Annotated in this window: 9 protein-coding genes and 3 pseudogenes; 2 read left to right on the forward strand and 10 right to left on the reverse strand. The window is 62.0% G+C overall.

The annotated features are described in order from the left end of the window. The 3 genes and pseudogenes from IQK56_RS23730 to IQK56_RS23740 all read right to left on the reverse strand — a co-directional run. Window positions 1–541, reverse strand: a pseudogene (locus IQK56_RS23730) (autotransporter domain-containing protein); the annotation flags it as partial. A gap of 145 nt (window positions 542–686) precedes the next feature. Further along, a complete protein-coding gene (locus tag IQK56_RS23735) occupies window positions 687–1,457 on the reverse strand; it encodes an amino acid ABC transporter permease (protein ID WP_122308600.1) in 771 nt (256 codons plus the stop codon). Further along, window positions 1,454–2,275, reverse strand: a complete 822-nt coding sequence (locus IQK56_RS23740) for an ABC transporter substrate-binding protein (RefSeq protein WP_150674531.1) — start codon at window positions 2,273–2,275, stop codon at window positions 1,454–1,456. Before IQK56_RS23740 ends, IQK56_RS23735 begins: the two co-directional genes overlap by 4 nt. Before the next feature lie 112 nt (window positions 2,276–2,387). Here IQK56_RS23740 and IQK56_RS23745 point away from each other — a divergent pair, with 112 nt between their 5' ends. After that, window positions 2,388–3,287, forward strand: coding sequence for a homocysteine S-methyltransferase family protein (locus IQK56_RS23745; protein WP_122308596.1), 900 nt, complete (start codon window positions 2,388–2,390; stop codon window positions 3,285–3,287). Between the two features lie 130 nt (window positions 3,288–3,417). Here IQK56_RS23745 and IQK56_RS23750 read toward each other — a convergent pair whose 3' ends face one another. The 3 genes and pseudogenes from IQK56_RS23750 to IQK56_RS23760 form a co-directional block, all read right to left on the reverse strand. Continuing rightward, window positions 3,418–4,089 carry a GNAT family N-acetyltransferase gene (locus IQK56_RS23750; protein ID WP_122308594.1) on the reverse strand — a complete coding sequence of 224 codons (672 nt, stop codon included), beginning with the start codon at window positions 4,087–4,089 and terminating at the stop codon, window positions 3,418–3,420. Window positions 4,090–4,099: 10 nt separating this feature from the next. Continuing rightward, a pseudogene (locus IQK56_RS23755) lies at window positions 4,100–4,545 on the reverse strand (GNAT family N-acetyltransferase). Further along, window positions 4,542–5,180, reverse strand: a complete 639-nt coding sequence (locus tag IQK56_RS23760; RefSeq protein WP_150761864.1) for an FMN-binding negative transcriptional regulator — start codon at window positions 5,178–5,180, stop codon at window positions 4,542–4,544. The pseudogene IQK56_RS23755 and the gene IQK56_RS23760 overlap by 4 nt, the downstream one beginning before the upstream one ends. Before the next feature lie 90 nt (window positions 5,181–5,270). On the opposite strand from IQK56_RS23760, the gene pdxR reads away from it, so the two are divergent. After that, complete coding sequence (gene pdxR, locus IQK56_RS23765; protein ID WP_150761865.1) at window positions 5,271–6,812, forward strand: MocR-like pyridoxine biosynthesis transcription factor PdxR; 1,542 nt, start codon at window positions 5,271–5,273, stop codon at window positions 6,810–6,812. Window positions 6,813–6,815: 3 nt separating this feature from the next. On the opposite strand, the gene IQK56_RS23770 is transcribed toward pdxR, so the two are convergent. The 4 genes and pseudogenes from IQK56_RS23770 to IQK56_RS23785 all read right to left on the reverse strand — a co-directional run bounded on the left by IQK56_RS23770 (window position 6,816) and on the right by IQK56_RS23785 (window position 14,829). After that, on the reverse strand, window positions 6,816–11,435 hold the full coding sequence (locus tag IQK56_RS23770) for a dermonecrotic toxin domain-containing protein (protein WP_193864118.1): 4,620 nt from the start codon (window positions 11,433–11,435) through the stop codon (window positions 6,816–6,818). 145 nt (window positions 11,436–11,580) lie between these two features. Next, window positions 11,581–12,672: a polyamine ABC transporter substrate-binding protein gene (locus tag IQK56_RS23775; protein ID WP_122308584.1), complete on the reverse strand. Its 1,092-nt coding sequence runs from the start codon at window positions 12,670–12,672 to the stop codon at window positions 11,581–11,583. Continuing rightward, a pseudogene (locus tag IQK56_RS23780) lies at window positions 12,669–13,702 on the reverse strand (histone deacetylase family protein). The gene IQK56_RS23775 and the pseudogene IQK56_RS23780 overlap by 4 nt, the downstream one beginning before the upstream one ends. 134 nt (window positions 13,703–13,836) lie before the next feature. Then, window positions 13,837–14,829, reverse strand: coding sequence for an AraC family transcriptional regulator (locus IQK56_RS23785; protein WP_122308650.1), 993 nt, complete (start codon window positions 14,827–14,829; stop codon window positions 13,837–13,839). Window positions 14,830–14,874: the final 45 nt, after the last annotated feature.

Raw genomic sequence — 14,874 nt, forward strand, 5'->3', positions numbered from 1 at the left:
TCAAACCGGCGCTGCCGTGTTGCCCATCGAGCCTGCCGCTGTTGCCCAGGCCCTGGACCCAAACGCGGCCCGTCTCGCCGGTGTCGTTATCCAGCTGGCGTATTGCCGAATGCAGGCTGGCATTCAGCTGTTTCATGCTGTTTTGGGTAGCGGTGCCCAGGTTGGCGTTCTGGCTGCCGGCCACTTGTTCCAGCACCGCACCTAGCCGGCCCGGCTCCAGGCTGCCCAAGTACTGGAGGTAATCCTCCAGTTCGTATTTTGTCCAATCGTCCAGTTCGTCTGACGCCAGCAGGTCATCGACTGCAGAGTCCAGCATGCGGGCGACACTCAGGCCGTTTCGACTGGTGGCGTGGTCGGCGAAGTAGACGTCTTCAGGCGCGGGAGTGGCGGGTTCTGGATAACCTTTTTCGTTGCCTGCCACGAGCTGGTCGAGCCATTCGCTGTCTGGCTCGATGTCGCCCCGTGCCTGTGCGTTTTGAGCGCCGACGGCCCCCAGCACCAGGGTCATGGCCAGCGCGAGTTGTTTCTGTAAGAACCGCATGTAAACCCACCTCTTGATATATGAGGCGGGGAATTTAGCGAGGCGCAGGCAGGATAAATGTCAGGCCCGCAGCCGCTGGTTTGCGGGAGATGTCTCTCGTCTGCTGCGATTTGAAACGCTGAGCGATAGGGCGGATGGCGGCGGTTTACCCGCGCCGGACATACCCCTTGCCATAGTGACGCTCCATCCGCGCCTGGATCAGCTCCAGCCCAAGGGACATCACCCAATAGATGATCGCGGCGGTGGTGAGCATCTCGATGTAGCGATAGCTCGAACGGCCATAGGATTGCGCCAGGAACATCACTTCCCACACGCCCATCACCGAGATCAGGGACGAGTCCTTGAGCATCGAGATGAACTGGTTGGTGGCCGGCGGAACAATGGTGCGCATGGCTTGGGGCAGGGTGACGTGCCAAAAGATCGCGTTGTCGCGCATGCCCAGCGCGAGGGCGGCTTCGCGTTGGCCGTGGGGCACGCCGAGGATGCCGGCGCGGAAGATTTCGCTCAGGTAGGCGCCATAGTTCAGCGACAGCGCAATGATCCCGGCCGTGATCGCGCCAGGCACCACGCCCAGTTGCGGCAGGCCAAGGTAGATCAGCAGGATTTGGATCAGCAGCGGCGTACCGCGAAAAAATGAGGCGTAGAACGTCGCGATGCCGAACGCTACCGCACTGCGGGACAGGCGCCCCAGCGCCGTGACGAAGCCCAGCGCCGAAGAAACCAGAATCGAACACAGGCACAGGAACAGCGTCAACGCCGCGCCCTGCAGGAACCCATTGGGCGCCAGATGCAGGCCGACCAGGTTGGGCAGCTTGTCGAGGATGATCGAGAACTTCAGGTCAAAGCTGAGGAAGAAGCTGGCAAACAGGGCGAACAGCGCCGCCCATGTCAGGTAAAGCCGTGTGCGAAAACTCATCGGCTGATATCAGCGCCGATCCATTTTTGCGACAGCTTGCTCAAGGTGCCGTCCTGCTTGAGCTGGGCAAACACCTCACGCACTTTGCTGTCCCACGCCGCGTCGCCTTTTTCGATGGCCACTGAGTTGGGCTCCGAGTACAGCGGTTCGCCAGCCAGCTTGAAGCGCTTGTCCTGGGTCAGGCGCGGTTGGGCGGTGACCAGGTTGGTGAGGATCGCGTCCAGGCGCACGCCGGCACCCAGGCCGAGGTCCTGGAAGGCAACGTTATCGGTGTCGTACGGGGCGATCTGCACGTCCTCGAACGGGTACTGCAACTGCGTGTCTTCGGCGCCTTCGATCACCAGGTTCTTGTTCAGGTAGCTCTCATAGCTGGAGGCGCTGGTGAGGCCGACTTTCTTGCCGGTCAAATCCTTGGCGGCGTGGATGCGGTCATCCTTGGCATTGACCACGATCACGGCCGGAGAGGCGTAGTACTCCACCGGGAAATCAAACACTTCGGCGCGGGCCTTGCTCGGGGTCATCGAGCAGATGCAGATGTCGTAGCGCCCGCTCCAGCGGCCGGCGGCGATCACGTCCCAGGACGGCGTTTCCAGGCGCAGCTTTACACCCAACTTTTGTGCCACGGCCTTGGCCACATCGACGTCGAAGCCGTCGAGTTGGTTCTGGTCATTGAGGAACGAGAACGGTGGATAGCTTTCCATCAGCACGCCCACCAGCTCTTTTTTCTGCTCGATGCGGTCCAGGGTCGTACCGCCGAAGGCCTGGGTAGCGGCAGCCAGTGTGATCAGGCCCAGGGCCAGCAAGGGTTTAAGTTTCACGAAGGACACCTTTAGAAAAAAGAGTTGGTATGAACCGAATTGAACGTATTAAATAGTTATAAGAACGACTCTCATAGTGAGTTATTTTCATAAGCTTATGAGTAAAAAGCATATGGGCGCAAAAACAGTAATCCTCGATGGTGGCATGGGCCGTGAACTGCAACGCCGTGGCGCGCCGTTCCGCCAGCCGGAGTGGTCGGCGTTGGCCTTGAGCGAAGCGCCGCAGGCGGTGGAGGCGGTGCATGCGGCCTATATCGACAGCGGTGCCGACGTGATCACCAGCAACAGCTACGCGGTGGTGCCGTTTCATATCGGCGAAGCGCGCTTCGCGGCTGAAGGCCAAGCCCTGGCGGCGTTGGCCGGTGAGTTGGCGCGTCGTGCGGTGACGGCCTCGGGCAAAAACGTGCGGGTGGCCGGTTCGCTGCCGCCGCTGTTTGGCTCCTATCGACCGGACTTGTTTGAAGCCCAGCGCGTGTCTGAGTTACTCACGCCACTGGTGCAGGGCTTGGCGCCCCACGTCGACCTATGGCTGGCGGAAACCCAGAGTTCTATCGTCGAGGCGCGGGCGATTCATGCCGGCCTGCCTCAGGATGGCAAGCCGTTCTGGCTGTCGTTTACCTTAAAAGACGAAGACACCGACGACGTCCCGCGCCTGCGCTCCGGCGAGCCAGTGGCGGACGCGGCCGAAGCGGCGGCGCAGTTGGGTGTGCAAGTGTTGTTGTTCAACTGCAGCCAGCCGGAAGTGATCGGCGCAGCCATCGACGCGGCGCGCCAGACCTTCGAGCGCCTTGGCGTGGCGATCCAGATCGGCGCCTACGCCAATGCCTTCCCGCCGCAACCCAAGGAAGCCACGGCCAACGATGGCCTGGACCCATTGCGCGACGACCTCGACCCGCCGGGCTATCTGCATTGGGCCGCGGACTGGCAGAAGCGCGGTGCCAGCCACCTGGGCGGTTGCTGTGGGATCGGGCCGGAGCATATTGCGGTGCTGGCCCAGCGATTAGCTAACTGATTCCACGCAGATGAAACTGGGGGAGCGGGCTTGCTCGCGAAGGCGGTGTGTCAGTGAATGCATCTGCAACTGATCCACCGCCTTCGCAGGCAAGCCAGTTCCCACAGTTTGTCCTGTGTTGTTTGGAAGGTCAGGCTCGGCACTCGGTCAGTGTCTTGAGCTGACCCGAACCCGCTTGGTTGGACTCCGACAACCACGCCTCAAACCCTGCGCCCACCGTCGGCCACTCCCCATCCAGAATCGAATACCACGCGGTATCGCGGTTCTGCCCCTTGACCACCATGTGCTGGCGGAACACCCCCTCAAAACTGAACCCCAACCGCTCGGCCGCGTATTTGGAGCGGGCATTGCCGTTGTTGCACTTCCATTCCAGGCGGCGGTAGCCCTGGTCGAACGCGTACTTGGCCAGCAGGTAAACGGCTTCGGTGCTTTTGGGCGAGCGCTGCATTGGCGCGCCGAACGTGACGTGGCCGATTTCGATCCGGCCCTGCGCCGGGACGATGGACATCAGGCTGAGGATGCCCTGCACCTCGCCGCTGGCGCGGTCGATTACGCTGAAAAAGTACGGGTCGTTATGGGCGGCGTGGTTGTTCAGCCAGGCATCGAACGCGGCGCGATCCGCAAATGGACCGTAAGGCAAGTAGTCCCACAACTTGGGGTCGGCGCCGGGACCCTCAAGGGCTTGCCACAGTTGGTCGGCGTGGCGTGCAGGGTCGAGTTTTTCCAGGCGGATAAAGCGCCCTTCAAGCAGTAGGGTGCTGGGTGCCGGGACGCCTTTCCAGTCGGCGGGGGAAGTGGACATGCTGCGCTCCTTAAAGACCTTTGCGAAATTGGATGAAACCAGGGCGTTCGGCGATGCGTTCGTAGAGTTGGATCGCCGTGGCGTTGGTCTCGTGTGTCAGCCAATGGACCTTGCAGCAGCCGTCCGCTTTGGCTGTGGTGTAGACGAATTCGATCAGTTTGCGACCCACGCCGTGCCGCGTTGGCTCGGGTCCACCAACAAGTCCTGCAGGTAGCAGGAGTTCTCGATGCTCCAGTTGGAGCGGTGGTAGATGAAGTTAACCATGCCCACCGCCTTGCCGTCCTGCCAGGCCAGGGCTGAGTAGGTCGGTTCCTGGGGATCAATCAGGCGTTGCCAGGTGCTCTGGCTCACTGCGTCAGGCAGCTCGGTGTTGTAGAAGGCCAAATAGGCCTGCCACAGCGGCAGCCACGCGGCGTGGTCGGCGGCGGTGACGGGGCGGATGTCGATCTGGCTCATTCTGGAACTCCTTGGGGAATACAGCGCGCTAGTGTCTGGTCGCGCACGTCGGGGCTGGCGGCCAGGCCTTCGCGGACGCCGGCCATATCCGCCGCGCTGCGGTTCTGGCTGAGTTTGCGTTTGCCGATCACGCGCTCGATCGGCAGGGCGAAGCCGACGATGGCCTTGAGCATGCCGTCAATGTAGTCGGCCGGGGCGTCACTGACGGCCCAGGGTTGGGCGCGGCCGGTTTCGTGACGCTCGGTCAGGGCGCTGACCAGCGTGAGCAGGCGCTCGGCGTCGGTGAACACTTCAGCTTTGCCGTAAGCGTGGACGGCGGTGTAGTTCCAGGTCGGCACCACTTTGCCGTGCTCGGCCTTGGCCGGGTAGAACGCGGGGCTGATGTAGGCGTCGGCGCCTGCAAAGATCACCAGCGCGTCGCTGCCATTTTGCAAGTCGCGCCACTGCGGATTGGCCTTGGCCAGGTGCCCATAGAGCGTGCCGTAGGGGCCTTCATCGGGGTTGAGCAACAGCGGCAAGTGACTGGCCTGCAGGCCTTGCTCGCCAAAGGTCACCACCTGCGCCAGGCGTGTGTGCTGGATCAGTTGCTGGATGTCGGGCAAGTCGTCGAGGGCAAAGGCGCGAGGTGTGTACATGAATATTTTCCTTGGCGAATGCCTGCATCCTAGGCAGGCTAATGGTTCGTTGTAAGAGCCATCTATCGTCAATTTAATAGGTCCAATTCGATGCGTTCCATAGAGCCGCCGCTGTCGTTCAACCCTGCCGGCATTGAGTTGGATCGGCGCCAGGGCCTGACACGCCAACTCTATGAAGCCTTGCGCCAGCGAGTGCTGGATGGCCGCCTGGTCAGCGGTACGCGCTTGCCCGCCAGCCGTGACTTGGCGGCGGCCCTGGCGATTTCCCGTAACAGCGTGGTGCGCGCCTACGATCAACTGTACGCCGAGGGGTTTATTGAAGGCCGGGTGGGCGATGGCACTTATGTCGCCCAACTGCCCACCCCGAAAAAACTATCCACAAAACCATCCACAGGGTTATCAACAGGCTTATCCCCAGCCTTATCCACAAAATGGGCGAATTTGCCCTTGGATCTCGATGACGAAGTTATCCACAGGCCGGCCCTGGACCGTCTGGAAAATAACCATTTGCCTCAACCGCCGACTGGTCCGCCCAAGGCCTTTCGCGTGGGGGTGCCCGCCTTCGATCTGTTCCCGTTTGAGGTGTGGGCCAAGCTGAATGGGGCGTTCTGGCGCAAGCCGGATCTGGAACAGTTGTGCTACGGCGACCCGGCAGGTGACGTACGCCTGCGCGGGCTGATCGCGGCTTACCTGCGCAGTTCTCGCGGCATGCAATGCTCGGCTGAACAAATAGTGATCACCAGTGGCGCACAGCAGGCAATCAGCCTTTGTGCACAGCTGCTGGTGGAGCCCGGCGACGGCGTGGCGGTGGAAAACCCAGGCTATCGCGCCGCCGGTCACGCATTCGCCTTGGCCGGAGGGCGCCTGCATGGCGTGCCGGTGGACAGCGAAGGCATCGATTGCCAAGTCCTGAACAGCCTGAAAGATTGCCGCCTGGCCTACGTCACACCCTCGCATCAATACCCGCTGGGCGTGGTGATGAGCCTGGCGCGGCGCCTGGAACTGCTGGCCTGGGCCGAGCGCACCGGCGGCTGGATCGTGGAGGACGACTACGACGGTGAGTACCGCTACAGCGGCGCACCGCTGGCGCCCCTGGCCGCACTGGACCGCAGTGGGCGCGTGCTCTATGTCGGTACCTTCGGCAAAGTGGCGTTCCCGGCCTTGCGCCTGGGTTATCTGGTATTGCCGATGGGCCTGGTGCACGCATTTTCCCGGCGTCGTGCGGTGGACATGCGCCACTCGGAAGTCAGTACCCAGGCGGTCATGGCCGAATTCATGGCGACCGGGCACTTCCAGCGGCACATCCGCCGTATGCGGCGAGCGGCGTTGAGCCGGCGCAACGCCTTGTTGGCCGGTTGGCCGAGCGGGCTGCCGGGGGTTGGTGAGCTGCCCAGCGTCGCGGCGGGGCTGCATCTGACGGTGCGTGTGAACAGCCTGGCCCGCGAGCAGCAACTGCTTGAACAGGCCCGCGCCGTGGATGTCGAGGTCAATGGTTTGAGCAGTTACTGGCTGGCCCAATCCACCCAGCCGGCGGATCAGCGCGCCGGCCTGGTGCTGGGGTTTGCCGCGGTGCCAGAGCCGGCAATCGCCCTGGCGCTGGCGCGCTTGCGTCAGGCCTGGCGGACCGGCTGAGAATCAGTGGGCAAAAAATAGTTTCTTCGCCAAGGGCAGGCTGATTTCACTGCGATAAATCGCGATTTCCTCCCGCTCGCTCAAGCTTGTGTGCCGAAAGAGGCTCCCAAGCTTCTGTTGTTCGCGGGTCTTGAGGTGCCCGGCCACATAGTCCTCGACGGCCGCTTCTGGCGAACGGTAGTGAAAGTGGGCGTACCACAACACCTGATGAGTCTGGTGGTCGCGCACCTCGTATTCATCCAAGTAGTTTTTACCCGGTCCCTTGAGACGACGGCGGCTCACCACCTTGGTGATTTTCACCTGGCCCAGGCCGTGCAGCCACTCCACGCGGGCGGCGGTCGGCGCTTGTTGCTTGGTCATGCCGACCCGTGTTTGGGTGCCCAATTCATAGAGCCTTTCTGCGGCTACGCTGAGTTGTTGTTTGAGAGTGGCGGCGGAAGGACGGTCACTTTCCGTGAGGTTGAGGCGGGTCAGGGCCGCTTCAATGGTCGCCACGGCGCGCTCCAGGCGAGCGGCGTACTGGTGGAACATCTCTTCGATTTCCACCGGAATGCGTCCGGGTTTTTTGGAGTGGCCCAGGGTGCGCAAGGTGGCGGCCGGTTCTTCTCTGAGCACGTCCCGGCCGGCGGTGATGCTGGCCTCCAGGTCGGCGGACTGTGGTGCCCGGGGTTCGGAGCGCTGACGTTCGACCCAGACCCCTGGCGTTTTTTCGTGGAACGTGGCGATTACTCGGCCGGTCAACGGGGCCTTGACATCCACCAGCGTGCTGTCAGTTTGCCGGGGCTCGCCCACCACCACACTGTTGAAGCGGGTCTTGATGATTTTCCGTCTGGGTGTTTGTGCTGCTTTCGAGCTACCGGGTTTGGGCTCCAGGGCTTTTCTTTCTTTCAGCAGCTGCGCCAGGTTATGGGCTGCACGCTGACTGAACTCATCGAGTTGCTGGCGCAGGCTCTCCAAGGGTTCGCGCATGACCTGCTGCGGCTGCTCGGCGTGCAGGTCGAGCATCCGTTGGTCGCTAATGGCAAACTGCTCAAGCAGACTGTTAAGGGCGTCGATACGCTCATCCAGCGTGCTGTCGGCTTCGGTGCCCAGGATCTCCAGCAAGCTTTGCAGGTGAACGTCGATCCCCTCGACTATCTCATTTAACTGGCTGCGGGCATTGGTAAAGGCCTCGTCGCTTCCCGGCCCGACACACAGATAGCGCGCCAGGCTGATGCGATAGGCCTTGAGGTCGGGAAGTGTAATGCCCGGTAAAAGCCTCATTGTGGCCTGGATGATGGCGGCCCCCTCCGGCCCCAGGCCTTCCAGTTCCTTGAAACGGGAGTCCACGTATTCCAAGCGCTGAATCAGCTCCAGCGTTCTGTCTGACATGATGAGGGCGCTGGCAGCCTGGGCTTGTGGGTCGTCCAAGGCCGTCTGCTCAAGGCTCTCCAGGGTGGTCGTCAGCAAGTTACGAAACGACGGCAGGCGGTTGTCGATGACCGAACGGGTCAGCAGGATTTGCTTGTTCAAGTAGCTGATCATCTCGCGCTGGTAGTCGGGCACCGTGTCGATAATCTCCAGGGCCCTGAGCTGTCGGATCGGTACTTCGTACTCCGCCAGCCGGTTATCGACCTGGCTGCCATAGGCTTGGCGGCGTTCTTCGGTAGAGGGGGCTGCATCGGTGCCCAGGGCGACGTAGGCGTCGTACATGCTCTGCTGCTGGCGATTCTCGTCGGTGTTGAATTGCGTGATCTGGTTTCTCAACGTTTGGATACGTGAAGGTGTCTGAGCCTGGGCTGCCCGCCGCCGATTCCTGAAGCCGCCGCCGCGCAAGCGCAGGCGTACGTCGACAAACCATTGGCCGGCCAGGTTGCTCAGCAGCAACGGCCCGGTACGCGAGGGGTTGAGCGGGTCGACGATCACCACGGCGTCGTTGTCATCCAGGCGCACCTCAAACCACCGTTGCGCCACGGGCGCGTACCACTTGCCTGTCAGTGGATACAGGTGCAAGTGGGGCCCGGGTGTTTTGGTTTGCGCACCCAGCCCGGCAGGTTTGTCGATCTTGAAGCTGTCCAGGGTCGCCGCAAGGCTACTGGGCGTGCGGTTTATGGCGCCGCTGATATTCAGTCGGCCCACGTGTGTGGGTGCACGCTCGCTGTCAGGCAGATCCGGCTGGCGGCTGACGCTGATGGTCGGCCTGGGGCGTGGCGGCTTTTCAGGTTTATCGGTCAAGACAGGCGGGGGCTCGGCACTGGGTTTTGAACGCTGGACGTCTGTGGGCGGATGGCGCAGCGCGACATGCAGCACCAGCGCCATACCCAGGTTGAGCAGCAGATCGGCCTCTGCCGCCCAGGACGTCGCCTGGTAGTCGGTCTGCGCATCCTCTGTGACCTCCTGCAAATCGTCCATGATCTGCCAGATCCAGGCGGCCATACCCACTGTGCGCCCGAAAAACGGCAAGGCTGCGTTGAAGATCCGCCAGCCGGCCTGGCGCAAGGTGTCCCAGCGTTTTTGCATGTTGGATACCGACTGGCGCGTCGCCAGTTCGACCATGGCGTTGGCGTTCGCCATGAACAGCGTCGCCAGGATGTCATTGCCCAGTGTTTCATCGCTCAAGGCCAGGGGGCCGCTCATTTGCAGCAGCGTCTCTGGCTCGACCAGTGCCTGTGCGACTGTCCACGGCGAGGGCAGCTTGCCCGGGAACACGTACTGCGCGTAATTGAAGCGCGCTTGCTCGGGCAGCCACGCAAGCACCGACTCACGCAGCTCAGGCTGGTGCTTGATGGCATAGATGAGGTTTTGTCGTGAGGCATACTGGGCCAGTATCGGTTCGAGCAACGGCCGATACAGTACGCAGGGTCCGGCCCTGTGATCCTTGGGACCAATGACGAACATGTTGGTCACCACATCCTGCCCTGGCGTGGTGCGCAGGGTCGGGACGAAGGCCAGTGGACGAATGTAGATCTCCTGTCCGTCCACTTGGCGATCATGGGGGTGGTCCTGCATGACGGCGGCGACGTAGCGGTAACCGAGGTCGTCGAAGCCGTTCTTGTGCTGGATCTTCAACTGCAAGGCCATCAACGGTAACTGCACCCGTAACTGATTGGCGTAGAGCCTTTGTCGCGCTTTGGACTGTACGGGGTCCGTCAGCAGTTTCTGTTTGATCAGGGCCGGATAGTGCTTGCCGATGTCCAGCGCCTCGATGATGCCCTTGAGGTAGTTGAAGGACAGCCATTGCGGTGCCGGACCGCCGTTGTAATGCACGCTCGCCTGGCCGGTCGGCAGGCCGGTCAAGTTGTCCAGCGCCAGGTCTATCAGGCTGCGACGGGTAATGTCGTTGGCGACGGGAAACACGAAGGAACCCCAGACCACCGGGCTTTCGATGCTGATCTCGACCTTGTCCAGATTCAGGTGAAAGCCCTTTTTATCGGTGGGGATCCGCGCGCGCAGTTGTGCGCGGCAATAGTCGCGTATCGAGGGAATATCGTCGCGGAACGTGCGGCCGTGGTTTTGCGTTTGCAGCTCGGCCAGGTCAATCACGTAGCGGCTGTACAACGACACGTCGCGGTCGGACGCGCCGGCCATCCAATCGGGCAACTGGCTATGTATCTGACGGACACTGGACAGCGTGTCGTCAGTCAATTCTTCGATGCCCGGTATTATGCGGGTCATGGTGGGACGGGGCAGGCTGGTCACGGATGGCCCGCCAGCGTCCTCCATGCCGAGGTCATCAATGGCTTCTATCTGCAGCTCGATCAGTGTGCAGGCCTGATGATCGAAAAAGTTGCCGCTCGGTTCGTACAACCGCCACTGCAAGGTCATGTCGGATTGTTGCAGATTCAGCCAGGCCGGTAGTTGTTCGCCCAATTGCTCCAGCGAATCGAACTTCTCGTAACCGTTCACCACCGAGTGCGTGAGGATCAGCGGGCGTCGGTCGTGCTCGCCGATCAGTACCGCCGTGCCGGTCATGCTGCTGTGAACGGGCTGGTCGCGCTGGCGCACCTCGATGCCAATCAGGTACGCCCGGCTCTTGTAGAGGTCTTTTGCCTGGCGTTCGGCCTTGTCCGGAAAATGAAACAAGTTCCTGGCCATGCTGCAATCGTGCGCGTCCCAGTCGTCCCTCTCCGTGAGGTTCCACACTTTACGCAACGAGTGGGAGAGCGCCTGCCAGCGAGGGCCGTTGTTGTTACTGGAGGTGTTCCAGTAGTTCAGTTGCTCCTCCTGGAACGCGGTGAACAGCAGGCCTGCCAGTTCATTGATCAGGCGGGCGATACCATCGATTTTCACCGGTAGATGCACAGCAGGGTGGGCGTCCGGCTGCAGGCTGAGAAAGTGTTCACCGTCGAGGTAGACCACCGGTTTGACTGCCAGCGTCTGACGGGCCAAGACGCTGGTCAATGATTCGGCGTAGGGCTCAATCGCTTGCACGCTGTCTGCGGTGACGACGCGGCGCGGCGTGACCACCATTGCCAGGTCCGGGTCGATATTCAGTGTCGGGTACTGCTCTTTGAGCGCCGAGCGCAGGATCGCCGTAGCGACTTCTCGCGTGGAGGGGCCTGTGGTCAGCTGAGTGAGCAGCTCATAAGTGCTGGGTGGGCGGTTATTGGCCAGAGCAGGCGAGTGGGGTGAGTCAGTGGGCATTGGCAATTCCTCGGTCGCGATCCGGCCTGGGCCGAACGGCGTAAAGGGTGCCAAGTTAAGGGCTGGTGATGCGGGCAAGGCGGTAGATACTTGCCACGGGTGACATACCCGCTCCGCAGCCGGGAGCGGGTGTGTGAAGGTGCGCTCAGGTGCCCGACTTGATTTTGGTCCAGGCCCGGGTTCGGGCGCGTTCGGCTTTGCTGTCCAGCGGTTTCAAGGTGTAGAGCGTCGCCATCGCCGCTTCGGTCGGATACAGGTTGGGGTTGTTGCGGATCGCCGGGTCAACCTGTTCGGTGGCGTCCTTGTTCGGGTTGGGGTAACCGACGAAATCGCTGATCGGTGCGATCACCTGGGGTTGCAGCAGGTAGTTGATGAAGGTGTAGGCGTCCTGCGGGTTCTTGGCGCCTTTGGGTATGGCGAGCATATCGAACCAGATCGGTGCGCCTTCCTTGGGCAGGCGCATGTCCACGGTCACGCCGTTCTTGGCGTCCTTGGCGCGGTTGGCGGCCTGGGAGAAGCTGCCGGAATAGCCCACCGCCACGCAGATGTCGCCATTGGCGATGTCGGCCATGTACTTGGAGGAGTGAAAGTAGGTGATGTAGGGACGGATCTTGAGCAGCAGTGCTTCGGCCTTTTCATAATCCTTGGGGTTGTTGCTGTTGGGGTCCAGGCCCAGGTGTTGCAGGGCCAGGGGCAGGATCTCCGAGGGCGAGTCGAGCAACGCGACGCCGCATTGCTTGAGCTTGCTGATGTTCTCTTCCTTGAAGATCAGGTCCCAGCTGTTCACCGGCGCGTTGTCGCCCAGCGCAGCCTTGACCTTGTCGGGGTTGAAGCCGATGAGGATGGTGCCGTACATGTAAGGCACGGCGAATTTATTGCCGGGGTCGTTGGCCTCGATCAGCTTCATCAGCTTGGGATCAAGGTGGTTCCAGTTGGGCAACTGGCTGCGGTCCAGCGGCTGGAACACGCCGGCCTCGATCTGCTTGGCCAGGAACACGTTGGACGGCACCACCACGTCATAGCCGGAGTTGCCGGTCAGCAGCTTGGCCTCCAGGGCTTCGTTGGTGTCGAAGATGTCGTAGATCAACTTGATCGACGGGTTCTGCGCCTTGAAGTCTTCCAGGGCCTTGGGGGTGATGTAGTCGAACCAGTTGTAGACCCGCAGGGTTTTTTCTTCGGCGTGGGCCGCGCAACTGAGGACGGCTGCACAGAGGGCAAGTGACTTGAGCATCTTCATTGGGCTGCTTCCTCAAAACCTTCGAGAACGTTGACGGCATTGATGCCGATTTCTTCCACTGCGTAGCCGCCTTCCATCACGAACAGCGTTGGTCGGCCCAGGCGGGCGATGCGTGCGCCCATCGCCAGGTAATCGGGGCTGTCGAGTTTGAATTGCGAGATGGGATCGTCTTTGAACGTGTCCACACCGAGCGACACGACGAGGATATCGGCGCCGTAGCGCTCGATTTCCCTACAGGCCTGGTCCAGCGCCGCGCTCCAGCATTCCCAGCCGGAGCCCGCCGGCAACGGGTAATTGAAGTTGAAGCCTTCTCCGGCGCCTTCTCCCAACTCGTCGGCATAGCCGAGGAAAAACGGAAACTCCGCCTCCGGGTGGCCATGAATCGAGGTGAACAACACGTCGCTGCGCTCGTAGAAAATCGATTGGGTGCCGTTACCGTGGTGGTAGTCCACGTCGAGGATCGCGACCTTTTCATGGCCCTGATCCAGAAAGGCTTGGGCGGCGATGGCCGCATTGTTGAGGTAACAGTAACCGCCCATCAGGTCGCTGGCGGCGTGGTGTCCGGGCGGACGACACAGGGCAAACGCCGCCGGCGCCCCGGCCTGGATCGCCTGCTGCGCGGTCAGCGCCACCTGGGCGGCGCTGTAGGCCGCCTGCCAGGTCCCGGCGGTGATGGGCGCGCCGCCGTCGAAGCTGTAATACCCGAGTTGGCCATGCAGGCTGGTGGGCAATACCCGGCGCAAGGTACGGGCGGCCAGGTGTAGGGCAGCAGGTCGCCCTCCTGGCCGAACAAGGTCCAGCGTTCCCAGGCGCCTTTGAAAAAGTCCAGGTAGGCCTGTGAGTGAACGCGTGCCAAGGGTGCCAGGCCGAAGTCATGCGGTGCGCGCACGGGGCCCAGTTCGCGGTCTTTTACCCGTTGCAACACGTGGTCGGCGCGGGAGGGCATTTCGAAACAGGGCATCAATTGCCCGTCCATCAATTCGCAACGGCCGTGGTGCAGGTGATGATCATCCGAGTAGATCGTCAGCATATTGTTGTTCTCGAAGGCGCAGGAGGGTGCCTTGCAGTGTTGCCTCACCGGCGCGGCAAGAGAACGGCAGGAGCGGCCAAAAGGGGATAAATACGGCCAACGGCGCTGTCCGTTATTCGCCCGCCCGCCGGGGCCTATGGCCGAAACTGACTCGGCGCAACCCCGCTCCAGCGCACAAACGCATGGCGAAAACTGGCGGTCTCACTGAAGCCCAACTGTTCGGCAATCCGGTAGATCGGCAACTGATCGTCGGCCAGCCATTGCTTGGCCTGCTCGAAGCGAAGTTCGTCCAGCAGTTCCTGATAGCTGCAGCCCAAGTCGTGCAGGTGCCGGCGCAGGGTCCGCGGCGAGCAGTTCATTTGCCCGGCCAACCCGTCGATACCCGGCGCGGCGCGCAGTTGGGCGGCGAGCAACTGGCGCACCCGGCCCAGCCAAGCCTGGCGACCGGTGAACTCGGTGTTCTGCTTGCGACAACGGTCGGCCACGGCCCGGTGGGTGATGGCGTCCGCCAGAGGCAATGGCTGGTCGAGCCAGCGTCGGTCGAAGGCGAAGGCATTGGTGCCGGCCTCGAACTGTACGGGGCAGTCGAAGCGTTCGGCATAGCGCGCCTGATACGCCGGCGCACGATGTTCAAAGCGCGCGCCCAGCAACGGCAAGGGCCGGCCCAGCAGGTCGTCGCAGATGACATTCAACGAGGCCAGGCACCACTCGGCATTGAACGCGGCAAGCGCCGGGACTTCCCGATAGTCGCTGGCGGTGAACCAGACCCGCTGGCCATCCTCCTCAAGATTCAGCTCAAACAGTGTTCCCAATAGCGCCGGATAGCGCAGCGCCAGGCGTAAAGCGTCACCGAAGGTGGCACTGGTCAGGAGTGCATAGCCGAGCAGGCCGTAGGAGGACACGTGCATGCGCCGGCCCAGGTCCAGGCCGATATCCCCGCGCAAGGCCACCGCGTTGGCGCACACGCGCATCTCCTGGTTGGTGGTGATGCGGGTGTCGGCGTGGTTCAGGTCTGCGCCACAGATGCCGCTACCGGCCAGCAGCACGGCACTGGGCACGCCTTCGGCCTGGAAGGTATCCAGCACCAGTGAGACGGCGTTGAGGGTGGTGAGGTGGGAGTGCAGCATAGGAACTTCCAGCCAGTAGATGGCTGGAAGTGGAGCAAGTTACAT

This window comes from Pseudomonas cyclaminis (assembly GCF_015163715.1).
Lineage (GTDB): Bacteria > Pseudomonadota > Gammaproteobacteria > Pseudomonadales > Pseudomonadaceae > Aquipseudomonas > Aquipseudomonas cyclaminis.